At 49.2% G+C, this 23,865-nt stretch carries 27 protein-coding genes; 11 read left to right on the top strand and 16 right to left on the bottom strand.

The features are described from left to right. Positions 1–5 precede the first annotated feature (5 nt). Genes K6T22_RS08375 through K6T22_RS08365 form a run of 3 tightly spaced genes read left to right on the top strand, consistent with a single transcriptional unit; the run spans position 6 to position 1,672 of the window. Positions 6–575: a histidine phosphatase family protein gene (locus tag K6T22_RS08375; protein ID WP_238236117.1), complete on the top strand. Its 570-nt coding sequence runs from the start codon at positions 6–8 to the stop codon at positions 573–575. Then, positions 569–1,435, top strand: coding sequence for a ComEC/Rec2 family competence protein (locus K6T22_RS08370; protein WP_238236116.1), 867 nt, complete (start codon positions 569–571; stop codon positions 1,433–1,435). The genes K6T22_RS08375 and K6T22_RS08370 overlap by 7 nt, the downstream gene beginning before the upstream one ends. Positions 1,436–1,456: 21 nt before the next feature. Next, the gene (locus K6T22_RS08365) at positions 1,457–1,672 is read left to right on the top strand and encodes a DUF3006 domain-containing protein (protein ID WP_238236115.1); all 216 of its coding nucleotides are present in this window, start codon (positions 1,457–1,459) and stop codon (positions 1,670–1,672) included. A gap of 33 nt (positions 1,673–1,705) precedes the next feature. On the opposite strand, the gene K6T22_RS08360 is transcribed toward K6T22_RS08365, so the two are convergent. Then, on the bottom strand, positions 1,706–1,912 hold the full coding sequence (locus K6T22_RS08360) for a hypothetical protein (RefSeq protein ID WP_238236113.1): 207 nt from the start codon (positions 1,910–1,912) through the stop codon (positions 1,706–1,708). Positions 1,913–2,135: 223 nt separating this feature from the next. Between K6T22_RS08360 and K6T22_RS08355 the strand changes: the two genes are divergently transcribed. The 3 genes from K6T22_RS08355 to K6T22_RS08345 are packed head-to-tail and all read left to right on the top strand — an operon-like array spanning position 2,136 to position 5,065. After that, entirely contained in the window at positions 2,136–3,044 is a 909-nt protein-coding gene (locus tag K6T22_RS08355) for an AAA family ATPase (RefSeq protein WP_238236111.1), read from the top strand. Positions 3,045–3,047: 3 nt separating this feature from the next. Further along, positions 3,048–4,094, top strand: a complete 1,047-nt coding sequence (locus K6T22_RS08350; RefSeq protein WP_238236110.1) for a DUF58 domain-containing protein — start codon at positions 3,048–3,050, stop codon at positions 4,092–4,094. Next, positions 4,091–5,065: a hypothetical protein gene (locus K6T22_RS08345; RefSeq protein ID WP_238236107.1), complete on the top strand. Its 975-nt coding sequence runs from the start codon at positions 4,091–4,093 to the stop codon at positions 5,063–5,065. Before K6T22_RS08350 ends, K6T22_RS08345 begins: the two co-directional genes overlap by 4 nt. A 14-nt stretch (positions 5,066–5,079) precedes the next feature. Here K6T22_RS08345 and K6T22_RS08340 read toward each other — a convergent pair whose 3' ends face one another. After that, positions 5,080–5,430 (bottom strand): winged helix-turn-helix transcriptional regulator, encoded by a 351-nt coding sequence (locus K6T22_RS08340; protein ID WP_283205674.1) that lies wholly within the window; start codon positions 5,428–5,430, stop codon positions 5,080–5,082. A 113-nt stretch (positions 5,431–5,543) separates the two neighbouring features. On the opposite strand from K6T22_RS08340, the gene K6T22_RS08335 reads away from it, so the two are divergent. Then, positions 5,544–6,266: an SDR family oxidoreductase gene (locus tag K6T22_RS08335; protein ID WP_238236098.1), complete on the top strand. Its 723-nt coding sequence runs from the start codon at positions 5,544–5,546 to the stop codon at positions 6,264–6,266. Between the two features lie 243 nt (positions 6,267–6,509). On the opposite strand, the gene K6T22_RS08330 is transcribed toward K6T22_RS08335, so the two are convergent. Together K6T22_RS08330 and K6T22_RS08325 are read right to left on the bottom strand one after the other, a co-directional pair. Then, complete coding sequence (locus K6T22_RS08330) at positions 6,510–6,836, bottom strand: hypothetical protein (protein WP_238236097.1); 327 nt, start codon at positions 6,834–6,836, stop codon at positions 6,510–6,512. A gap of 160 nt (positions 6,837–6,996) precedes the next feature. After that, positions 6,997–8,001 (bottom strand): helix-turn-helix transcriptional regulator, encoded by a 1,005-nt coding sequence (locus tag K6T22_RS08325; RefSeq protein WP_238236095.1) that lies wholly within the window; start codon positions 7,999–8,001, stop codon positions 6,997–6,999. A 113-nt stretch (positions 8,002–8,114) separates the two neighbouring features. Here K6T22_RS08325 and K6T22_RS08320 point away from each other — a divergent pair, with 113 nt between their 5' ends. Then, positions 8,115–8,966 (top strand): alpha/beta fold hydrolase, encoded by an 852-nt coding sequence (locus tag K6T22_RS08320; RefSeq protein WP_238236093.1) that lies wholly within the window; start codon positions 8,115–8,117, stop codon positions 8,964–8,966. Here K6T22_RS08320 and K6T22_RS08315 read toward each other — a convergent pair. Then, entirely contained in the window at positions 8,954–9,622 is a 669-nt protein-coding gene (locus K6T22_RS08315; RefSeq protein WP_238236091.1) for a hypothetical protein, read from the bottom strand. The genes K6T22_RS08320 and K6T22_RS08315 overlap by 13 nt on opposite strands. 145 nt (positions 9,623–9,767) lie before the next feature. On the opposite strand from K6T22_RS08315, the gene K6T22_RS08310 reads away from it, so the two are divergent. Next, a complete protein-coding gene (locus tag K6T22_RS08310) occupies positions 9,768–10,304 on the top strand; it encodes a flavodoxin family protein (protein WP_238236090.1) in 537 nt (178 codons plus the stop codon). Between the two features lie 78 nt (positions 10,305–10,382). Beyond that, positions 10,383–10,700, top strand: a complete 318-nt coding sequence (locus tag K6T22_RS08305) for a hypothetical protein (protein ID WP_238236083.1) — start codon at positions 10,383–10,385, stop codon at positions 10,698–10,700. 47 nt (positions 10,701–10,747) lie between these two features. Here K6T22_RS08305 and K6T22_RS08300 read toward each other — a convergent pair whose 3' ends face one another. The 11 genes from K6T22_RS08300 to K6T22_RS08250 form a co-directional block, all read right to left on the bottom strand. Beyond that, positions 10,748–11,044: a putative quinol monooxygenase gene (locus tag K6T22_RS08300; protein WP_238236082.1), complete on the bottom strand. Its 297-nt coding sequence runs from the start codon at positions 11,042–11,044 to the stop codon at positions 10,748–10,750. Next, entirely contained in the window at positions 11,044–11,409 is a 366-nt protein-coding gene (locus K6T22_RS08295) for a YciI family protein (RefSeq protein ID WP_238236075.1), read from the bottom strand. The genes K6T22_RS08300 and K6T22_RS08295 overlap by 1 nt, the downstream gene beginning before the upstream one ends. A gap of 93 nt (positions 11,410–11,502) precedes the next feature. Continuing rightward, complete coding sequence (locus K6T22_RS08290; protein ID WP_238236071.1) at positions 11,503–11,964, bottom strand: YflT domain-containing protein; 462 nt, start codon at positions 11,962–11,964, stop codon at positions 11,503–11,505. A gap of 86 nt (positions 11,965–12,050) precedes the next feature. Continuing rightward, the gene (locus tag K6T22_RS08285) at positions 12,051–13,724 is read right to left on the bottom strand and encodes an FTR1 family iron permease (RefSeq protein WP_238240074.1); all 1,674 of its coding nucleotides are present in this window, start codon (positions 13,722–13,724) and stop codon (positions 12,051–12,053) included. Continuing rightward, positions 13,708–14,940, bottom strand: a complete 1,233-nt coding sequence (efeB, locus tag K6T22_RS08280) for an iron uptake transporter deferrochelatase/peroxidase subunit (RefSeq protein ID WP_425293150.1) — start codon at positions 14,938–14,940, stop codon at positions 13,708–13,710. Before efeB ends, K6T22_RS08285 begins: the two co-directional genes overlap by 17 nt. Before the next feature lie 2 nt (positions 14,941–14,942). After that, positions 14,943–15,761 (bottom strand): iron uptake system protein EfeO, encoded by an 819-nt coding sequence (gene efeO, locus K6T22_RS08275; protein WP_238239987.1) that lies wholly within the window; start codon positions 15,759–15,761, stop codon positions 14,943–14,945. Between the two features lie 133 nt (positions 15,762–15,894). After that, positions 15,895–17,598: a DUF2339 domain-containing protein gene (locus K6T22_RS08270; protein WP_238239985.1), complete on the bottom strand. Its 1,704-nt coding sequence runs from the start codon at positions 17,596–17,598 to the stop codon at positions 15,895–15,897. Between the two features lie 151 nt (positions 17,599–17,749). Next, a complete protein-coding gene (locus tag K6T22_RS08265) occupies positions 17,750–18,826 on the bottom strand; it encodes a C39 family peptidase (protein ID WP_238239984.1) in 1,077 nt (358 codons plus the stop codon). 183 nt (positions 18,827–19,009) lie between these two features. After that, a complete protein-coding gene (locus K6T22_RS08260) occupies positions 19,010–20,059 on the bottom strand; it encodes an oxidoreductase (RefSeq protein ID WP_238239983.1) in 1,050 nt (349 codons plus the stop codon). Positions 20,060–20,132: 73 nt separating this feature from the next. Continuing rightward, positions 20,133–20,618: a GNAT family N-acetyltransferase gene (locus K6T22_RS08255; protein WP_238239978.1), complete on the bottom strand. Its 486-nt coding sequence runs from the start codon at positions 20,616–20,618 to the stop codon at positions 20,133–20,135. A gap of 221 nt (positions 20,619–20,839) precedes the next feature. After that, entirely contained in the window at positions 20,840–21,712 is an 873-nt protein-coding gene (locus K6T22_RS08250; protein ID WP_238239977.1) for an SDR family NAD(P)-dependent oxidoreductase, read from the bottom strand. A gap of 159 nt (positions 21,713–21,871) precedes the next feature. Between K6T22_RS08250 and K6T22_RS08245 the strand changes: the two genes are divergently transcribed. Then, a complete protein-coding gene (locus K6T22_RS08245) occupies positions 21,872–23,335 on the top strand; it encodes a potassium/proton antiporter (protein ID WP_238239972.1) in 1,464 nt (487 codons plus the stop codon). Positions 23,336–23,865: the final 530 nt, after the last annotated feature.

The raw sequence follows: 23,865 nt of genomic DNA, 5'->3' as shown, positions 1-23,865 counted from the left end.
CGGTCTTGACCGTCGCACGAAGCATGAAACAAATTGGATTAGTGAGACATCACCGGGTGACAGAAGGATACCCGACGAAAGGCTGGATCAGTGCCAGTGATATTGAAAAGTGGATTGAACGCTATGATACGTCAGACATCGATATTCAGCCTGTAGAGCTCGGTCAGATTGATTGGACGGTCTGTTATGCCAGTAGCATGCCGCGTGCCGTCCAGACGGCTCAGAGCGTCTATGACAAAGAAATCATCGTGACCGATCTCCTGCGGGAAGTGCCATTTCCGACGATTCGATCGAATCTACGCTTGCCATTCCTCGGCTGGGCAATTCTCGGTCGACTCGCTGCCCCATTCAGCAAACGGATTCAAGCAGAGATCAAAGAGGCAAATGAACGAATCGAGGTCCTGTTGAATCAATTGATGTTTGAAGACGATGAACGGGTCTTACTCGTCGGTCATGGTGGCATGATGATTTTGATGCGTGCTGCCTTGAGGCGTCGCGGTTACCGCGGACCACGGTTCGGTCATCCGCGCAACGGTATGCTTTATTTGTTTGAGAAAGAAGAACCGACATGTTGAAGTGGGGATCAACGATTTTACTAGCACTTTGCTTGATCGTCATTTTCTATACGACACGGGATGAAGAGACACCCCCTGCCCCGACAGCAGGACAGATGGAGGTCTATGGTTTTGATGTCGGTCAAGGAGATAGCACCTTCATTCGAACGAAAGAAGATGCAATTTTGATTGATGGCGGGAATAACGGAAAAGGGGAAGATGTCGTCCGCTATTTAAATGAACTCGGTGTGAAACGCTTGACGGCGATTGTTGCGACACATCCAGACGCTGATCATATCGGTGGACTTGATACGGTCCTCGATGCGTTTCCGGTTGAGAGTGTCTATGCCCCGCGCGTCACGCATACGACGGAGACGTATCGCGACTTCCTCCTTGCCGTCAAACGCGAAGGCGTAACGATCAAGTCGGTCAAAGCAGGTCTTAAGATACCGAGTGAGTCGGCACGTTTTACGTTCCTTGCTCCCTTAACGGACGGAACACAGGATCTCAACAGTTGGAGCGCCGTCCTTCGCGTCGAGAATGGACAGGACCGCTTCCTCTTCATGGGGGACGCGCCGATTCGGACCGAGCAACAATTGCTTGAGTCGGCTGAAGAGCTTCGCGCCGATGTTCTGAAACTGGGTCATCACGGAGCAGAGACATCGTCCTCCCTGCCCTTCTTACAAGCCGTCGCCCCAAAACGAGCCTTGATCTCAGCTGGCGCGGACAACGCCTACCGTCATCCGCGCCCCTCTGTCTTACAAGCATTGAAGACGGAACGGATTACGGCTGATCGAACGGATCAAAACGGAACGATTCAGTATATCTCAAGCGGTAACGGGATCAAGGAATCAAACCGGACCGATTTACGACCGGAATAATCGAATGCGGAGGTGGATCAGATGCGGCTCACCCTATCTGATTTTGAAGATGATTTAGCCATTTGTGAGACGGACGAACGCGAGACGATTACGTTACCGAAAAGTCGCTTACCGCGCCAAGCAACGATTGGTGATCGATTGGACTGGACGGGGCGATCGATTCGCATCCTGCGTGATGAGACGAATGCACGCAAAAAAGAGATCACCGCGTTGATGGATGATCTCTTTGAAGATTGAAGCGACTTCCTCAGGACACTGAGGGAGTCTTTTTTAACCGAGTAGACTGATAACGAGCCCAGCGATGATCCCTGCTGTGAATAAGGTAGCGAGCATATAGGTGAGTATCCGTAATCCGATCGGTAGTCGACGAATCGGTGGACCTCCGGCAACAGCACGTTGATACGCATCGATTGGACTGTGAGCGACATTATGATGTTCGCCTAGAGTAGTATTGGATTCCGTCGTATGTTGTTTCATCTCTCCATCCTCCCTATTCTAATAACTATATCTCTTGTATTCGCTAAGTAAATTAATTATCCTGTTTCAAATTTTTTGATATTTTACGAAACTTTTGGATGAAACTGGTAGTATAGATAAGAGACGTATTTCTAGGTTAATCGTTTTAGGAAAACTACTAGCAGTTTTTTCTGAATTTTCGTACACTTTAGAAATACGATGCATCTTAAAGGGGGAATCATCCATGTTTCAAACATTACGTACATCACTTAAACAATCTGTCCTTGGTCAGGACGACGTGATTGATCATTTATTGATGGGTTTGCTCGCTGAAGGGCATATTTTACTAGAAGACCGCCCGGGGACCGGTAAAACGACGCTAGCCAAAGCACTAGCGCAGACACTTGACGCCAAATTCTCACGTGTTCAATGTACAGCGGATACGTTACCGACTGATCTACTCGGGATGGAGCTGTTCAATCCGCTGACAGGGTCGTTCGAGCAACGCTTTGGTCCGTTGTTTGCAAATATCGTACTCGTCGATGAGATCAACCGGACGACACCACGGACTCAATCCGCACTCCTTGAAGCAATGGCAGAAGCGCAAGTGACGATTGGGGATACGTCGTATACGCTACCACAACACTTTCTTGTCATCGCAACGCAAAATCCGTTCGACGGACACGGTACGTTCCCGTTGCCTCATGCACAGCTCGACCGCTTCTTGTTCAAGTTGTCGTTTGCTCCTCTGACACGTCAGGCGGAAAAAGCATTATTACGCGGGGCACACTTAACAGCAGCCGATCTGCAAATCCCACTCGAACAGCTGAATGACTGGAAAGAAGAGGTCGTTGCTGTCTCGATTGAGGACAGCGTCGAAAACTACTTACTCGACGTCTGTGACGCTCTCCGTGCCCATCGTGACGTGGAGATTGGACCGAGTCCTCGAGCAACGCTCGCTCTCTTAAAAGCAGCAAAAGCACGTGCCTGGATGCAGGAGCGGACATACGTGACACCGGAAGACGTCAAACATTTGGCGACGCCCTTGCTTGCTCACCGACTGGTCCTGACACTCGAGGCGACACTGAAGCTGTCGAACGAACGTCTCGTCGAGCAGGTCCTTGATTCATTGACTGTCCCGACTGAGGTGTAAACGATGCAATTGATCATACCAAAAGGCTTTAACCTCATCATTCTTACGATGACAGGTGCAAGTGGGATCATCATCGGACTTTATGGTCCCGTCTGGATCGCGGCTTTGTTATTTGCCTATACATTATATGGCTGGGTGATGCCCTATTATCTCGAATATGTCGCGAAGCGGATCCGTGTCAAACTCCTTGAGACGGTTCGGGCGTTTCGGGAAGAAACAATCCAGATACCGTTCGAGCTGTCGAACACGACGAAGCTACCGCTCGGTCGGATCACGATCTCCGGATTACTCGGAGATCAGATCAAGCTTCCTGATGCGAGCAGTCAATTTTGGCGTCAACATTTGTATGTCGGTAAACAGACGACCGTTCCGTTTTCAATCGACGTCATCGCTGCCCACCGGGGAACGATCCGGATTCAATCGTTTGACGTTATGATTTCGGATCCGTTTCATCTGACGACGATCTATGTGACGCTTGATATCCATGAGCTGGGTCACGTCTTCCCCGACTTTGCACCAGCGTCCGTCGAATGGAATGAGCGGATGATTCCGGGTGAGACGATCGATCGGTCAAGTCCGTTCACCGATCGATCAAGTTTCCATTCCGTTGTACCCTACTCCGGCGATGCGAAATCGATCTATTGGTCCGCCTATGCGAAGACGAACGAATTGTACTCGTATCAATATGACCGCAAACGTAATCATGATTATGCCGTGATCGTTGATGGCTTATCCGCAGACGGGCTCGCCCTTCGCTCAGACTTCGAGAAACTCTTATCTCGCGCTGCGACGATCATTCGTGAACTCGAGAAGCAAGGCGCGTCCTACAGCCTCTGGATCTCGATGGTCAATCGGTCGGGTCAGTGGTACCATGTCCCGTCTGGTACAGGAAAACATCAATTCTTGCGAACGATGGAATGTCTTGCTCGGATTTCAGAGTACGATTTACCGCTTGAGCGCCGTTACTTCACGAAACGATTGCAGCGTAGCGTGCCGTCGACGACGGCGGAGATCCATCTCGGTCACCGGCAGAAAGGAGTGAGCGCATGATCCTCTGGTGGATGTTCCTAGCGAGTCTATTACCCGTTCCGTTTTACCTAGCGCTCGTTTTCCCGGTACTTGCCTTCGTGCCACACCGTTCGCTCCGGATTGGTCTACAGCTACTCGTAGCTGGGGGATTATTTTTCCTCTCTCCCCTAGCAAGCGTCTTAGCTTTCATCTTCGTCGCGTGGTCTGCGTTTCTCGATACAGTCGACTCCACCTGGCGTTACGCTGCAAGTGCGCTGATCATCGGTGTCGCGGTGGTTCTATTCCCAGGCATGACACCACCGATTGGTGCCTTTTTCCTCCTGCTCCTTGTCGTCGCCTATCCCTTCGTCGTCACGTACATGACAGAATGGCGACGCATCTTCCCGACGATTGCAATCGTACTGAGTGCGGGACTCATCATCGCATTCGTCTTTCGACTTACAAAAGAAGCACTCGTCGGATCGGTCACGAGTGCGATTCGTCCGCTGTTTGAAGCCTTCGGTTCACTGTTCCTTTGGACGGAACCGCTTGGTCGAGAAGCAGACACAATGACGAATCGGGCGATGGGACTAGAGAATATCAAAGGTGTTCAAGATGTAGAGCAAGCTGCCGTCCAGGCAGGAACACCGGATTGGCTATGGATCGCGACGACGCTTCTGACTGTGATCCTTGTTGCCATCACCCTCTATGTCATCCGAAAACGAAAAGTCGTAGCAATCGAAAGAGAACAAACCGTTAAGCAGTCAAAACAAGTACGGGCACATGCTCCTAAACGTCATAGTCATCATCCATTACTGAAGATCGCTTCTCAGCTCGAGCAAGCTTTCCCAAGACGGCATGAGGAGACGACGCTTGAGTGGTTAACACGAATCGAGTTCCCGGACACGGTCCAAAACGCGCGTCTGATTGACGGGATCGAGTTTAGTCCAAGTGAACCTGCCTACGATATTCAAACGTTCCGCCGGCAAGTACGTGAACAAATCGAACGCTAACGAAAAGCCCTTGCTCATGGAGCAGGGGCTTCGTCGTCGCATAACGTCCGCATCAATTGGTTCCGGGGCGTCGTCGCAAGTCCCCAGTCGCAAATCGCATCGAGTAGTGGAATCAAGGATGTACCTTTCGCGCTCAAGGCATATTCGACGCGTAGTGGTACTTCCGGATAGACGGTCCGTGTGATCAAGCCATCTTGCTCGAGTTGCTTCAATTGTTGCGTCAGCGTCTTCGGTGAGACGTCCTGGATATAACGCTCGAGCGTATTGAAACGCACCGTTCCTTCTTCATGTAGTTCATATAAGATCATCACTTTCCACTTGCCTTGTATCTGTCGCATCGTCGCGTCGAACTCATTTAAATACACAGTACACCCACTCCCTTACCAAAAGGTAACTCACTGACCAAAAAGTGCGTACTTTTCGGAACGACTTCCCTCTGTTATCTTCAATTTATCATATCAAATAAGGAGACGATATCATGAAAACAGGATTCATCGCGATCACCGGTGCCACGTCAGGAATCGGGCATGCCATTGCTCACACATTCATTCAGAAAGGGTACCGTGTCTTATTGCTTGGACGTCGAATTGACCGTCTTGCGAGTCTAGCCTCAGACGATGTCTTGATCCGCCAAGTCGCAGCAACTGACCGCGCTGCTCTCGACGCTGCGTTAGCAGAAGCGACGGAAGCGTTCGGTCCGGTCGAAGCAATCATCAACAATGCCGGTCGCATGCTTCTTGGTCAAATCGACACGCAAGACCCAGCAGAATGGGACGAGATGTTTGATGTCAATGCACTTGGTGTCTTACACGGTATGCAGGCCGTTCTTCCATCGATGGTGAAGCGCAAGACCGGTACGATCATCAATATCAGCTCAATTGCTGGTAAAAAGACGTTCGCCGACCACGCCGCATATGTCGGGACGAAATTTGCCGTTCATGCAATGAGTGAAAACGTCCGGGGAGAAGTCGCATCGCACGGCGTTCGTGTCATGACGATTGCCCCAGGTGTCGTCGAAACGGAATTACTCGGTCATACGACAAGTGACACGATCAAGGACGGTTATAACGAATGGAAACAGTCGATTGATGGTGGACTCGATCCACAAGTCGTCGCGGATACCGTCCTATTCGCTTTCGAACAGCCACAACATGTCAATATCCGTGAAATCGTCTTAGCCCCAACAAAACAACTCGATTAACGCACAAAAGACGCTAGCAGAGTAACTGAATAGAGGAAACGCAAAAAAGACTCCCGAATTGGAGTCTTTTTACTTTTCAGCATCGATTTTCGAAGCTTTTTTCGCAATGATGACAATAAAGACGATGGCACCGACAGGAATCACGAGCGGCATCCAGTCGAGGATATACTGTGCGTTCATCGTATCCCCCCTTACCTAGCAAACTATAAGCGTAGCATATGCCAATTGCTTAGGAGTTGCAAGTCACAGTCGGGGCAGAAGCGCGTTAGCAATTGAGTAATAAACCAGGACACTTGTCGAAAGAGTATACCCGATGAACAAAAGCGGTGTGAATTTAGGCTTCATGTGCCGTTCGATCAGACGTAACGAGCCGATAGTGACAACAAGAGCGATGACCGGACTGAATCCGAACACGACGATATCTAGTGATGTCACGACATCTTCAGGAAACACGAGATGAAAGACAAAAAGTGAGAATAAGTACCAAGACGTATAGGATAAACAAACGAAGAAGAGGAAAGCACCTAGTTTCTTCATCCCGTTTGATCGGCTTTTTTCCATCTGTTGCATGTCGTTCCTCCTACATAAGTATCAGATACCCTTAATAGTAACTGGAACTTTCAGCTGAAAATATTCAAATATGAATATCCGACAAAAAACGACAAATTTTTTTGTTGACAAGATTAGAAAAAAAGCAAGATCCACGGTCAAGTGAACCTTGCTTCATATTTTATAAGGCCGGCGTTTCGATTTGATACATCGTCGCAAGACCTGTCACCTTTTGTTTAAATGTCTCCCGTCGCTCGACAGGTGCGATGATTTCTGCTTGATTACCGAACTGAATCAGCCACATCATGAAACCATCTGAAAAGAGTGCATCGACTTTAACTTCAAACCAGACGTCGTCAAGGCGACGGCACCGGATGTCGGTTCCAAACCGGTCGACGACGGTCGGCATCAGACTCTCCTGGAATTTGAGCGTCAGTTGCTCATTTTCCCCTCCATACATATTGAACATGTTGCTTAAGTAATTCGGTTCGACATGAACGGGTTCTTCGACTGGTTCGAATGGCTTACAGTCGACAATCCGGTCGACCCGATACGTCCGAATCTGTTTGATCCGTTCGTCGCGTCCAATCAAATAATAGTTGCCGTTATCCATCAACAGATGTGCTGGTGAGACGAGATAGTGCTCCCCGTCTTTTCGCAATTCGAATTTCCGCGTCCGTTCATTGAATTTCCCTTGATACTGGAAACTGATGACGAAACCGTCACTGATGGCTTTTTGGATCGTATCAATCGAGCGCGATGTCATGCCTTTTGGTTTTTTGACGGTATGGAGGACCGGCTGGAGTGATTCAGCCATCTTGTCACTCGTCAGTGACTGAATCGTCTGGACGAGCGCCGTCGTCTCACTTTCTGAGATGAATTTTGCGCTCGCGATTGCATCGACAAGCAGACGGAGCTGATGATGCTCAAAGGGACGACTGACGAGATGATACGGAATGGCAAGTCCATTCTTCGTTTCTTCTGCGACGACGTCAAAACCTGATTTGGCAAGTGCCGCAATATCATCCTTCAACGATTTTCGGGATAGCTTCTCGATCAGTCCTCGTTTCGAGAGTTCCATGCTCAATTCCTCAAGCGTCAAGGTATGATCTTCATCCGACTGACGTTCGAAGATTTCTCGTACAGCAAGTAAGCGGTCACGGTTCGTTAATTTTTCGTTTGACACTACGCATCCTCATTTCCTAAGTCACAATGGTTTGGTTATACTTTACAGTATACATGAAAATAAATTTGATATTAACAATAAAATGGTAAATATTAAGAGTTAGGAGAATTTGGATGCATTATATCGCAGAATGGAACGGTCAGCGCTTTGATTATCGGGATAGTGGGAGTGGTCCCGTCATCCTGTTGATCCATGGAACGCAGTCGGATTACCGGGAAGTCTACCATGTCGAAAAGTTAATTGAGGCAGGATATCGCGTCATCGTTCCGTCACGTCCCGGGTACGGACGAACGCCGCTCCAACTAGCAGACAGTCCGGAGGCACTCGCCACATTTTATGCAGGGTGGCTTGCGTCCCGTCACATCGACCGTTACACGGTTTACGGGATCTCAGCAGGTGGACCGACGGCTATTGCACTTGCTGGTCAAGATGCAGCCGTTCAAGCACTCGTCTTAGCTTGTGCGATGACCCATCGGATCTCGCTTCCCTATCATCGCCTTCTCGTTCAACCAGTTTTACAGCGTCCTTTACAGTTCATTCAGTGGGGACTCTGGACCTATGTGAAGGATAAGATTCGCAAGTTTCCCGAAGAAGCAGCTGTCCGGATGGTAGAGATGACGAGTCTGTTACCACGCGAAACAATCCGTACTCACATCAGTGAGACGGATGCATCGTTATTGTATGAAGTGGGTCTCCAAAACGGTCCTGGACGAGGTGTCTTGTTTGATATTACGCAAGACTTAGAACGAGAACGACTCGAAGCCGTCGCTTGTCCGGTGTTGATCGTCCATTCGAAATCAGACCGTGCCGTTCCGTTCGAGCACGCGGAACATGCACGACGAGTCATCCGTCATGCGCAGTTCATTGAATCGAAGAGTCCAGGGCACCTGATCTGGATTGGTCCATCCGCGCGCCGCGATGAACGGATGATTGAGCGGTTCATCGCCTTGAATCAGATGACTTGAAGCCGGAGTCGCATCTTCAGCTTCTCGTCGTCTTCCTCGATCGCAATCAGACCGCGAGTCGTCAGTTCACCAATGGCGCGGCGCGTTCGGTCCTGGTTAAGTCGGGCGCAACGTGCGATCTCTGAGATACCCATTCGACATGACAGTTGATTCGCCTTGATTTTTGATGAAGGTTTCGCGACGGAGCGTTGCAGAAGACGCCAAAAGACGTGTCTAGCATCCTCTGATAAGGCATAGGCATTCTTTTCAATCACGGGTGGCATGTAGCGGACATCTTCTCGAATTCGGCGAATCAGATAAAGACTGAGCCAGTCTTCGAGTTCCGCTTGAATGCGGGAGAACTCGAACCACCACAGTTGCTCAAGTGCCTCTGCCTCTTTTGTCGCAAGTTGCCAGCTCGCAGGAATCTCATCAAACTCCTCATCGAGCCAGTCTTCGTAATCCAGTGCGGTCTCATACAAGACTTGTGACGGAATCTGTTCGAGTGACGTCCGATGTTTATAAATATCAAAGCTCATCCGTCGAAAATGTTCGACGGATGCAGCCACTTGGCTTAAGTGAATCAATTGTTTCGTGATCAAACGCGCCAGTCCATCCATCTCGAGGTGGATAGCGTATAAGTGTTTTTCTAGCGCAATGAGCGTACTTCTCTCCATTCGACTGTTCCTCCCCTATTCGTTTTTCGTCTTCTTGTCTTTTTCCGCAAAACCCGTATTCAAAACCAATTGTGAGCATATCGGTGTATTGACAGTGCAGTTTGGCATAGAATAAAAAGGTCGAATTCAAAAGGAGATGCACGTTATGTATACGATTTTCGGGAGTTCCCGCAAAGGAAACAGTGAATGGCTTGGAGAAGAGGCACTAAGAGGTGTCGCACACACCGCGGTCGATTTAGCGAACGTTTCGATCCAGCCGATTGAGGACCGACGTCACCATGGAGGGTTCTTGCCGATTGGAGATGACTATCGTCGAATCGTCGAAGAGATGCTTCTTCACGATGATATCCTGTTCATCACGCCGATCTACTGGTACTCGATGTCGACGAAGATGAAATTATTCATCGACCGATTCAGTGAGTCACTCCGCGACGACGAACTCGACTTCAAACGCCGGATGCAAGGGAAACGATTCCATTTGATCGCAGTCGGTGGAGACAATCCACGCGTTAAAGGACAGGCGCTCGTCACGCAGTTTGAACACATCGCGTCGTTCCTCGGCGCAACGCTTGAGACAGCGATTCTTGCTGAAGGAAATGCACCGGGCGAGGTCGAGCAAGATGAGCAAGCCATCGCAGCCATATCAGCGTTCCGTGAAAAAATGTCAGATGTGCGCGTTTAAGCATTATTCGTGAAGGGAAATATCTGAAGAGAGCGCACGACGATCTAGCGTACGACTCAATTCAGGAGGTGGTCAGCCATGTTCGCATCTAAAAAACGATCGAATCGCAAGTGGAAACAACTGACTTCACGCCAGCACATCCTTCATCTTGAACATTTGTATCAATCACGCGAAGAGACACTTACTCGTGATCGTCTCTCTTTGCAACACATCATGGAACGTGCCGTCCGGACAGGACAAACGGTCCAGGTCCGATTAAAACAACTCGATACGGTATCCGGTTCGATTCAAGCGATTTTCCACGATCGGGGAACGATTGAACTCGTCACGTCGACCGGTATGCGCCGAATGGTTCGAGCGTCGGACGTCATTGATATCGAATGGACAACGCCTTAAATGATTCAACCCCTTCTTTTTGTGAAAGAAGGGGTTTTTATTTACCGTCATAAGCCTTTTCCTCCAATGGGACGATCCTCAAGAACGCGTTCGACATGTTGGAGCAATGGTCGTGCTTGCGCAATCAATTGGCGTGTCAGGGGTAACTCTAAGGACGCAAGATGAGCACTGGCATCCGTCCAGATTTCACGAACATATAAAACATCGGGTTCATCGGAAATACTAATGATATACTGGCGACAGTCTAAATGTGTTTCTAACGAAGTTGCTGCCTCAAGGAGTAAACGGGTGACTTGATCGCGTTGCCCAGGTTGGGTCGTAAATGTCGTTAACAATCCGTACATCAGGATTCCTCCGATAACGGTCGGACTTCAGCGCGCCAACCGTACGTTTCCCCTTCAGCGACTTGAGTCGTCGGGTGAAGAGAGGCGAGTTCCATCGCCTGATCAAAATCGCGTGCTTCAAAGACGATCAAACTACCAATCTGTTCTCCCTTTGAGCGATCCGGTTCTTCTTTTGTCTGTACGACCCCATCGCGCCAATAAATCGCTCGTGTCGCTAAACCCGGGTGCCAGTCTGAAATGACGTTGACTTGTTCATTGAAGATCTCCATTAGGGAGTCACATCGAGCCATCAACGTATCGATTTCGTCTTTCGATAAGGCGTCCATCTGTTCCGCATTATAATAGCCGACATACAAGAAATGCATCGTCCTTCCTCCTCTCATCTTTCCCATTCCCTTCCAAGAAGAGGCTAAACAAAAACCTCCTGTCTCTAGACTGAGAAACAGGAGGTCTAAGTATTATTCATCTTTTAACTTCACATTTTGATCCGCGGGTAACGTCGTCGTCGTTTCCTCATCCTCAAGCTTAGGTACACCAGCTCCATAATCGGTTGCTTCATCTGTCACGTAGGATGCTGCAAACGCTGGGTTCAGTAAATCAGACTTCGATCCAACAATGACGATCCGACCGTGACGGACTTCGTCTTCTAGCCCTTCAGCAACATCCTTCGTCATACCGAGTTCAGACAACTGCGCAATCCGGTCATTCCGGTTACTCCGGACGGCTGACAAAAGTGTCTCAAAGAACGACTTTTTCGTCACACGATACGGTAATGTTTGTGTATCGTTCGCGATTCGTTCTGCGAGTTCTTCGTCTTTTGCAAAGATGTAAATCTGTTTATTCGAATAACCACTTGATTTGAGGCTCGTCACTTCTGCGTCGACAGCGGTCATGTTTCGTACGATGCGTGTTTCAAGCATAAAAATCCCTCTCCTTCATGCAGCAAGCTGCTGATAGGAAGTTATACCCGAAACATAATAGATGAAACCTGAAATTGAAAAATGGATCAAGCTGCTGTCAGGATCGATGCTGCGCGTCGCTTTTGCCACATCGTAAACAAGGCAATCAGCACGATGAGAACGACTTGTGGCAGCAGCGTCTCAAGCGTCGGATAAAAACCAAGCCAGCCAACCGTTCCAAGTCCATTAATCGGATGAATTGGCAAGACGTTCGTCAGTTGCAACGCGTGGAGACTTGTCCCAAGAATCTTAAACGCCATCAGATAAATCAACCATGACGCGACTTGGAACAGACGATGGATTGGTAAGCGAACACCGATCTGGATGACGGCATATGAGACAAGCCCGATGATGAGGATTGCGAGAGCAATCCCTGATAATAAGGCCGTCTTTGTCATCGCTGGTGCCATTCCAATATAGAACAACAACGTTTCGGCACCTTCCCGGAAGATCGTCAAGAAACTGACGAAGAAGAGCGATGTCGTCGAAAGCGTCGACAAAAAGTGTTTTCGTTTGGCGACAGCGCTTTTTGAATGCAACCAGTAGCCGACGAACAACATGACAACGACTGCGACGATACCCGTATAGCCTTCGATTTGTTCCCGCCCCGTTGCTGCGAACGAAGCCTTAAAGACCGTCTGTAAGATAAGCGCTAACAGACCGCTCGCAATCAGACCAAGACCAGCACCTGCCCAGACTTTACCTTCTTGTTTCGATTGACTTTTCCGCGCGAAGGCAACGAGTGCGCTGACAATCAGTAACGCTTCAAGACCTTCACGCAACATGACGAGCATCGCGTCGACGAACGTATAGTGGGTCTTCGTTTGTAATTGTGCAATAGCATTTTCGAATGACTCGAGTTCTTGTGCGGTCGTTTCCCGTGTCTCAGGCGTCAGGCGGGCAAGTAACAGCGGCATATCCGACTCAAGCTTGGAATAGAGCCCTTCATTGCGTGTTCGGACCTCGCCTTCTGCGCGCGGCCATGTCTTCAAGAATGCTTCAAGTGACTGTTTCGCTTTTGGTAAGTCGTTTGTCGCAAGTGCGGTTTGCGCCTCTTCAAGTGGTGTCAGCAACGACTGAAGTCCCGTTTTCTTCGCTTGGACTTGCTCCCCGTCGAGGAAAGACTGAACGGCAGCATCAAACTGATCAAGTGCCGCTGTCCATTCTTTCGTATCCGCGGGCTCGCGCGCTGCTGCAATCCGGATCGAAGCGAGCGCCATCTCTATGTTGCCATAGTGACCAACACTGTCATTTCGGACAAGACTCTCGTGCGATGCCCACGCAGTCAACAACCGTTGCTCCGCTGCTGGACGATCGCTCGCCTTGACCTGACGCATCTCTTCAGTCAGAACAAGTAGTTGTTTCACCTTTGCTTTCGCGACCGGATCCGTTTTCGGTTTTGCTGCTTCTTCCTGTTTCCGGACGGTAGCCGAGAGAGTTGTCAGCTGCTGACGGACTTCCGGGAAGGGTGCCGACCGTTTGGCGTCAACCTGTTTCACAGCCTCTGAGATTGCCGTTTGCTGTTCAGGCAAATCGGTAGCTACTTGACCCAGTTGATCGATCGCTTGATTCAGTGCCGTGCGATCTTCACTTGCGACGGCAGACAAGGCTTGCCCGATTGCGACATAGAGATCGTCTGTTGAAGCGGCATGGACAGACGACGCGTAGAGACCCGCAGTGAGAAGTACGAATAATAGGATAAGATTACGCAAACAACGCATCACCGATGTAGCCTCCTTTCGAGATCCCACCAAAGCAGGCGAAGATAGCACTCCCACGGTGTGTGATGTATTCATTCAGTCGATCCTGTGCGGCAAGCCGGCGCTGGATCTCGATGAATTGTTTCGGCGAACGTTGATACGATAAAAAGAGCAGTCCGGCATCGAGTGCCCCCGTCTTTTCATCGATTCCGTCCTGATAGGAGTAGGAGCGGCGTAAAATCGCTGTCTTCCCGTCACCGTGTGCGACAGCGGTATGCGAATTTGCCGGTAAGGCGGCTTCTCCACGGGCTTGTCGTTTTGAAGGTGTAACGGAAGCGAACTCATCTTTTGAACCAAGTGGTGCCCCGGAAGCGCGTTCGCGTCCGAAGGTCCGTTCTTGTTCCTTCAGAATCGTCCGGTCCCAGACTTCAAGATGCATCTGAATGCGACGGACGACGAGGAATGATCCGTTCGTCAGCCATGGCGTCCCATCCTGCCACTGACAAAAGAGCGCGTCTTTTCGGACCTGTTTCTTCGAGACATCGGGATTCCCGGTCCCGTCCTTAAAGCCGAATAGATTGCGTGGTGTGCCGCCAGACGCATCTGCTGCTTTACTACGCTGGAAACCAGCTTGTGACCAACGCATCGCGACGGTTCCGCGCCCGACACGGACAAGATTGCGAATCGCATGGAAGACGACTTGCGCATCGTCCCCGCACACTTGGACGACAAGATCGCCGCCGCTCCATTTTTCATCTAAACGGTCGAGATCGAACGTCGGTAACGGTTTGAGGGCATCCGGTCTTTTATGACTGATCCCAAACCGACCATCGAACAGACTCGGACCGCAACCGAACGTAAACGTCAAGTGACCGGCAGATAGTCCATCTGCCTCCCCTGTGTCTTCCGGTGGAACGTAACGGGAGTCAGAGTCGCCGTACGGTAATCCGGCTGCAAGTCGGGCACATAACCGCGTCCAGCGTTTTAGTAAATCAACGAGCTCATCACGTCGCTCCGTCTTGATATCAAACGCTACGACTTGAACATGATTTTGTGGTGGCGTCAGAATTCCCGCTTGATACGTCCCGTAGAACGGCTCTTGATCACTCGCTTCTACGGTTAATGTCCGCGGAAGAAACTTCTCAAGACCACTGGCATAAAGGGCTGCTCCGAGACTCGTCAATCCGGCAACTTTTAGGACGTCACGTCGCGTGACGCCTTCTTGTATTGGTTTCATGCTTATCCCTCCAGTACGATGCCCATCTTCGAGAGCGGTTCAGCGAGTTCATTGATCGCGACACTCATTTGCTTGACGTCTTGTTTCGAGAGACTCGTATAGAGGACATAACCGTCACCCTTTTTCTTGGCGTCGAGTAAGGCGTGGACATCTTTGAAGCGCGCCGCGATCTCTTTTGATAATGCCGCGTCTTGTTTCTGAAGTGCTGGGTTCAACAGTTCATAGATTTTTTCAGCACCTTCGACGTTTGCAGCAAAGTCATATAAGTCCGTATGCGAATAACGATCTTCTTCCCCCGTCACTTTTGACGTCGAGACTTCGTTTAGTAAATCTGTCGCTCCCGTGACGAGTAACTCCGGCGTCACCTCGACCGTCTCGACCTTCGCCCGTAGTAAATGAACGTCTTTCATCAATTGTTTCGCGTATGCTTCATAACCTTCCGTCGTTCCCTTTTCGAACAATCCTTGTTCGATTCGGTGATAGCCGCCCCATTCGGATGCTTTGACGTCTCCTGCTCGGGCATCGATTTTTGGATCGAGGTCTCCAAATACTTCAGCAATTGGTTCCGCACGTTCGTAATGCATCCGTGTTGGTGCGTACAATGCTTTTGCTTCTTCAAGCTTTCCAGCTTGGACGGCATCTGTGAATTTTTCCGTCTCACGGACGAATGTATCGATTTCGTTAATCGCATACGTCCGGTAGTCGGTGACGATCTGATCAAAATTCGCCTTTTTCGGTGCTGGTGTCTCTGCTTGTTTCGCTTCGCTACAACCCGCTAAGACGACCGCGAGCGCCCCTGTCATCAATAATGCTTGTTTCATGTATAGTTCCCCCTGTTACTAATTAAGTCAGTTCCTTAATTAGTATAGACGACAATGATAATCGTTATCAATAAAAACTTTTGTACGTAAAAGAAGCTTGAACTGGTCATTTTTGACCAATCCAAGCTCTTTGTTAAGCTTGTTCTTTTCGTTTTTTGAAATACGTCCGTGAAATGATGAACGTGACGATCCCGAAACCGATGAAGACGAATGCTTTTTGGAACAAACTCAGGAACGACAAGTCGAACAGCAAGAGTTTGACGGCACTGACCGTCAGTAACAATAATCCGGATAACCGCCACGTCGACGATGTCCGCATGCGTCCGATGGCGACGAGCACAAGTGCCAGGACGATATAGGCAGCGGATAATGTCGTACTGCGTGCCGTTTCCTCAAGTCCACGATAAAACGGTAGTTCCATGATGATCAACGTATAGGTCGTAAAGACGCCGATCGCAGCAAGGACGAGTACGAGTTGCCACGATCCCTTCCAGACGGGATCATGATGCGTTCGTACGAGGAGTAAAACGAATGCGGTTGACGCAAGAACCATCGCAAGCACCGTCAAGGCATACGAAAGACCGATCCGTTGGTACGTTTCATAGTCGACGACAGCGGAGAAGATGAAGATGACATACAACCCGACGTTAAACAATCGTTGATGCGGCATCCGCGCTCGCGGAACGAACCAAAATGCAGCAATCAAACCGGCGATCAGGAGGAAACGCAACTGGTATGTCCAGCTGAGGGCGTCGGCTGGAATTAATAAGACGGCAACCAGTAAAGCAACGTGACCGACTCCGTTTTGAGCGGGATCCTTGAGTCGTTTAGCAAGGAAGTAGGCAACACCCGCAAATAGAATCGCCGCAAGTGCTCCGAACGACCAGTCGAGAATCAATAACGTCAGTATGACGACACCTCCAGCTAGCCAGCTCGGAACGTTTGGCTGAAACTGGATCCGTCGTCCGATGAACGAAGTCGCGCCGTAACCAAAGAGTGTCGCAAGCAATAGAGACCATTCATCGAGTCGTGGTACTTGTTCATCCAGCCAGTAGAGCTCTAACGAGAGTAGACCAAATGCGAGTGCAATCGTAAAGATCACCCAAGCAAAGACGAATGCCTTCTTTGCTTTCAGTCGATCAACGGCGAAGAAGATCGCTGCGAACAGGACGACTTCGTATAATAAGAAAAGCGGTAAATTCGGATCGTCCGATAGTTGTAAATACGGTAACAAGAAACCAGTGATGGACACAAGGACTAACAAGGCTTGTGATCGCATCCAGAGCATTAAACCGTACGCAATGAAGACGACGACGAGCTCAAGTAAGAACGCTAAAGATGGTGGATAAAATTGATATAAGGCCATTCCAGCAAACAATGCCGCTAAGGCGACGATCGTTCCGGTCGCGACGAGTCCGACGCCAAGCTCGCGTCGTTTTTTCTCATACTGATATTCGCCAAGAGCGATGACGAGTAGACCGATCAAGACCCCGCTCCCGATTCGGACCGGTGGACTGATCAAACCGGCAACGGATGCATAGGAAAAGAGGAACAAGGCACCGAGTGCCGCGAAGATCGCGCCGATACGTGGTAACCAGACGGTCGCAATGACTTGTTCCCATTCTTCGCGAGATCGTTTTTCTTTTATTGTCGGTTGTGGGACGACTGGTTTTCGTTTCGTATAAGCAGGACGCGGTTTCGGGCGTTCAACCGTACTCGACACTGGTTCAATGGGTTCAGGTGAGACGGGGGCGACATGTTGTTCTTCGAGTTTTGCAACCCGTTGTCGTAACGCTGCGACCTCCTGTTCGAGACGCGTGATCCGTGGATCTTCCATCTCTTCACTTCCTTTCATGGATGCATTGTCATTCTTTTACACACCTAGCGGGCGAATTCCTTTATTTTACGGTAGATTTTCGAGCGAAAACAGTCCTGACTTGGAAAGTAATCAAAAAATCCGGTCGCACGAGTGCGACCGGATAAACCGATTAACGAACTGATAATGCATATTGTCCTGTTTGATTGAACACGGACGTGAATTGCGACCGGCTGACGCTGTATTTGCCACGATATGGATCCGAGACATAAAACGCGCTGCTTGAGACGCCTGTCACGAGCATGACATGATAGTTGCGATAACCCGTGAATGTCTTACCATCAGGCTTAGTCCATGAGAAGTAGCCGTATGGATTCTTGAAATCGACGGTTGCCCAGACGATGACCGGGTTTCCGCTACGAATTTCACGTTCGATCTTTGAAACGCCTTGTTTTGAGATATCAACTGCACCACTGCGGTATTTTTTAGCAAGTGGTAAGATTCCTTTCGGATAGATGCCCCAGTTCTTGTAGTAATCGAGTGTCCCGGCTGGATTTCCTGTGAACATCTTTTCAGGATCAGCCCAATAGTACTTTCCATTCTTGTATGTCGCATTTTTCATGCTTTTCGGCATCTGATTGTAAAGCGACGCAGCAGAGACGGCTTTTTTCTTGTATTCGAGCGCCATCTTTAACGAAACGAATTCACAACCCGACGGATAGCCGAGTGAATATTGATTATAGTACGGGACATTCAACTTCTTCGTTGACGTCGATGGCTTTGATTTCGATACGTATTGTGTTGAGATGTAGCGGTAACTTCCCTTATAAAGAATCCGCGTCCAGCTCCCTGACGTTCCGTACGTTGCGACAGCAACACCTTTATTCAGTTGGGCAACGACCTTATACTTCGTTCCAGCACCTGTCCGGACGTTGAGCGTTCCGACCGTCGTATACTTCGTACCCGTTGACGTGTATTTCGACGAGGATGATTTGACATAATCCTTGTGTATGTAACCTGTGCGGGATTTGTAGCTGATTTTATACCAGCTGCCGGATGTTCCTTTTGATGTGTAGACGTTTCCTTTGTAGACGTTCCCGAGTATTTTGCTCGACGTCGACGGCTTTTCACGGACACGCAAGACGTCCGTCGTCACGGTCAACTTCGTCGCGGCCTCAGCGATCAACGAAGGGCTGAGTACCCCAACGATGACAACCGCTACGAGCAATGCGGATAAGAATCGTTTCATGATAGACCCCCTATGCTTTGATTTGGTGAGACACTCCTCTTTTCCCAACTTTTTGAAAAAATAATCAACATTTCTTTAGAAAAATCTGAAAAATCAGGAATGCACTCATTCTTTATATCAAAAAAACTCGACCATGCCTACGGGCGCAGTCGAGTTGTCATCTTCCTGAAATCAAAATAAAATTTAATTTTTAACCGTTAAGATATATGGTGATGGTTTCGCAAAAGCTTGTTCGAGCAGATGAGAAACGAATAACGTGTCCTCTTCTTTCACCGGCAGCGGTGCATCTTCGACGATACTACGATAAAAGGCACGATACAGCTTGCCATAATCGCCGACGGGACTCGGGATCCGGACGTCTTGTAAGTGACCGTGTTCGTCATGGTAAATCAGACGACCATAATCGTCTTCGGAATCTTCACCGAACCCTTCTTCCCCTGGGAAGTAGTTCGCTTTTAGATCAAGTTCTTGTCGGTCGACGTGTTGTTTAATGAACGTCCCGTTCGTCCCGTGCAACATCCAGCGTGGTGCCGGGGCAAGTGCGACGTGACTCGTCCGGACGCTTACTTTCAGCTCCGGATAATAGAGATCGATTGCAAACGCATCGTCTGGATTATTCGGTAGTCGAACACTACGCACGTCAAAAGCGACCTTGTCCGGTTTTCCGAATAAGGCGATGATTTGGTCGAGCGTATGGACGCCAAGCCCGTAGAGCGCTCCATTCTCATGCCGAGCGTCCGCTGATGCTGCTTCCGGGCGGAATAAGTCAAACTGCGAGACGACTTCAACGAGTCGACCGAGTTTACCGGAACGGATGATTTGGGCAACGACTTGGAAGTCGCTATCGTAACGTCGATTTTGATAGGCGAGAATTTTAACGCCTTGCGCAGCTGCTTCCGCAAATAAACGTTGTGTCTCTTCTTCCGTCACGGTGAACGGTTTTTCGACGAGGACATGCTTTTGGTGCTGCAACGCGCGTAACGCATACTCGAAATGAGTCGCCGGTGGCGTATTGATGACGACGACGTCAAGTGCCGGGTCAGCAAGCATCTCAGAGAGATCCGTCGTAAAACGGGCGTCCGGCAGTCGATCCTGATAGGATGCGAAAAGCTCCGGTTTTTCTTTCCGATTGTAAATCCAGGTAACGTGATAATTATCCTCGATCATCACGTACGGTAAATGGTAACGGGTCGTACTTTTGCCAAAGCCGATGAAGCCGATATTCAGTCGCATCCGATCACTCCTTGAACCGTTCTTTTTCTCTTACCATACCAAACGAAGCGACTGTTGTCTTGATTGAACCGCTTCAAGCAGTCGCTTCGATGCGTTCGTACTCATAAATCGAGAACCCGTCTCGTGTTCCTTGATAGACGAATCCGAATGAAGCGTAATACGCATTGAGAAACTCGTTCGTCGCGACACAGTCGAGTCGTAGAATTTCCCCTTCGTCCTCTGTCACAGCAATCGCATGTTCCAGTAGTTTCCGACCGACACCACGTCCTTTTGCGCGGTCACTGACGACGATTCGATGGATATACAGACCTTCTACATCATCCCACAAGGATTGATCCCATTCGAGCGAAGGAAGCAGGGCAACGGAACCAAGCAGCTCGTTCTGATCCTCAAAGACATATAGGCGACCTGCTTCTAAATCTCGCGCGACGAGTTGTTCGATGTCTTGTTCGAGATAAGCAGACCACTGGCTACTGCCACTGGCTTTGAGTGAGAGCGCTTTTTGCTCAAGTAGGGTTGCGATGTTTCGAACGTCTTTTGATGTAGCTAGTCGTATCATGTTATTCCTCCTGTTACAAAAAAATTCTTCTCTATCCTAACGAATGTGACACGAGAAGAAAACCTTTTTGCTTCAAGATTTCACGTTTGCCCATTATTTTGTGATTTTTTTCATATTCCACAATTCTATTTCAATGTAACGTATCCTTGAGGAGTGATCTGACCCCCAGTCGTCACAACGGTAAACGACCGGCTTCCCACGAGCCGGTCGTTTTTTTGCGTTCAGGCGAGTTCGACCCAGCGGCGCGATAGATTTCGTGCGTGTGCCCGGTATTCGTCGTCCTCAACGATTGGATTGCTAAGACGAGGTGCGGAGTCAGCGTAATAGCCACCGTTATCAAGCGGATCGTCAGTCGTTGCCAGATACAACGCCGTCTTTGCACCGTATTCCGGTGTATAGAGCTTTCCGGTCCAGTATCCGACTTGTGCGACCGGTTTGAGTAACGTCTTCATCACCTTGCCGTATTTGCCGCGGTAAAAGAGGTCCGTATTGACAATCCCCGGGTGCACGCTGACGAACGTGATCTGATCACCATGTTGTTCCGCAAGCTCACGCATATGAATCATCTGCAAGAGTTTTGATTCCCGGTATGACCGCATCGGACTGTAATGCTCTTTTTTGACGTGGGCGATTGCTTCAAGTTCGACATCGGTTCGAATCAAGCCGCCTTCACCAGCAAGCGACGAAATCGAGATGACGCGTGGATCGTTCCCTTTTTCAAGAAGCGGCAATAAGCGTTCGATCAGATAGAAGTGACTCAAGTAATTGACTTGGAATTGTGATTCGAATCCATCCTTCGTAATGTGATACGGAGGCACCATGACCCCGGCATTCAGGATCAATCGGTCAATCCGACCGACCATATCGAATAGTCGGTCCGCAAATTGACGGACAGAATCGAGTTGATCCAGCTGGACGATTTCGACTTCTAGCTGCGTATGCGATACACCATGTTCCCGTAATAGTTGCACGAGTGCCGTCGCTTTTTTCTGCGAACGGACGGTAGCGATGACCCGATCTCCTCGCTCTAATAACTCTTGAATCGTGACCATCCCCATGCCGGAGTTGGCACCTGTGACGATACAGATGTTCATCCCTTTTCCTCCTTGATGTTCCGTTTTGAACGAAATGTTCTGTTTCTAGTTTTCCTTTTTCTGTTCGTTTGTACACCTCGTTTTGACGTTATTTTTCGAAATTTTCAAAAAGTAACGTATACTTAAAGAAGAGCATGTCATCAAGAAAGAGGTGGTCGGATGGAAGAAGGTACAATCTTGTTCGTCGCAGGAACGTTATTACTGATTGCGATCATTACAACAAAGTTTGCCGTCCGATTGAACGTACCGACATTGATCTTGTTCGTTATTGTTGGGATCGTTGCTGGTTCTGACGTTACGGGACTCATTAACTTCGGTGATTTTGAACAAGCCCGTCTTTTTGGGACGATGGCGCTCGTCCTGATACTGTTTGATGGTGGTTTGCATACGAAGTGGACACACTTTCGCAAAATCCTTCCTGCTGCTTTGTCGCTTGCGACCGTTGGTGTCCTTGCAACGACCGGCATCATCGCTGTCGTCGCGCATATTCTCCTCGATTTTTCTTGGCCCGTTGCTTTACTGATCGGAGCGCTCGTCGGCTCGACCGATGCGGCCGCTGTCTTTTCTCTGCTCAGTGGACGACCGGTCGATGCAAAAGTGAAACATACGCTCGAAGCGGAGTCTGGAACAAATGATCCGATGGCCGTTTTCCTGACGATTCTGTTTACCTCATTTGCGTTAGCTCCGGAAGCATTTTCAATCGGTGCTGGTCTCCTCTCCTTCATCTATGAGATGGGACTCGGAACACTTATTGGTTTAGCGATTGGATATGCTGTTTCGCAGTTATTGAATCGAATCCAGTTACCGTCGTCCGCTCTCTACCCAACACTCTTGTTTAGTGGAGCGCTCTTCTCTTACGGTCTCGCAACGATCTTACATGCTAGTGGATTTCTCGCCGTCTATCTGACAGGAATTTGGATCAACAATCACGATATGATTTACCGTGAGACACTGAAGCGGTTTAGTGGCAGTTTGTCGCATTTAGCAGAAGTTGGCATGTTCATCATGCTTGGGTTGCTCGTCTTTCCGAAACAGTTGCTTGATCCACGGACATTGTTCGTCTCGGCCGTCATCGTCCTGACGCTGATTTTGCTCGCTCGTCCACTAGCTGTCGTGTTGTCTTTACTTCCGTTCCGTTATACGTTCAAAGAACAGAGCGTCATCACGGCAGCCGGTCTACGGGGAGCTGTACCGATTATTTTAGCGACATATCCGCTCTCAAGCGGTCTTTCGGAAGCACCGCTTCTTTTCAATATCGTCTTCTTTACCGTCATGACGTCCGCCCTTTTACAAGGGACGGCATTACCGTGGATCGTTCGCCGAATGGGACTTGAGACGCCGCCCGATACGACGGTCGAACCGTTCCTGAAATTCATGACCGTCACCCATCCCCAAGCGGAAATCATTGAAGTCCAGGTTTCAGCAAAAAGTCTGATTGCCGGGAAGACACTGCAGGATATCGAGATGCCGCAAGACGTACTTGTCGTCGCCATCATTCGCGAAGACGAAATCTTGACCCCGCGCGGTCAGACACGTGTCCTAGTAGACGATCAACTATTGATTTTGACACCGAAACAAGCGGATCAGGACGTTCGGCGACTGATTATGTCGCTTGGTCTATAGGTTGCGCTAAACACATCCTTGCATAGGGTGTGTTTTTTGATTTGAATTGGTATACTCAAAACGGAAAATAAAGGAGGCACCTTGATGCTGAAACGATTACTTGCCGTCATCTTGACCACCGCTCTCGTTTGCACTGTCCTAGCGTACATCTCCTATACACCGGTAGCGGAGCGGTCGCCGGATACACTATATGATTCGTTTAGTTCGATATTATTGTTTTATGTCTTATATGCTTTCCCAATCATCTTGGTGTCCGGTTTTTTGCTCGACTTCCTCGTCGGCATGATCATCAACCGATCATCGACGACATTAGCTTTTGTGCCGACGGTCCTTGGTTATGGTCTATCGGGTGTCTTGATCGCTAGTATCCTACTTGCATTTACAACGAAGGATTCCTTTAATCTACCGATATCGTTTGGAATAGCTGGACTGACAGCCATGCTCTATTGGTCGTGTTCAATCGAATGGTGCGACCCACACATTAAAAATGACCCGACACGTCTGCTTGATAGCGGACGTGCCGGGTCATT

Origin of the sequence: Exiguobacterium acetylicum (genome assembly GCF_022170825.1) — a bacterium.
Classification (GTDB): Bacteria; Bacillota; Bacilli; order Exiguobacteriales; family Exiguobacteriaceae; genus Exiguobacterium_A; species Exiguobacterium_A acetylicum_B.
The sequence above is the reverse complement of the archived record's forward strand: the minus strand, read 5'-3'. Positions and strand labels throughout refer to the sequence as shown.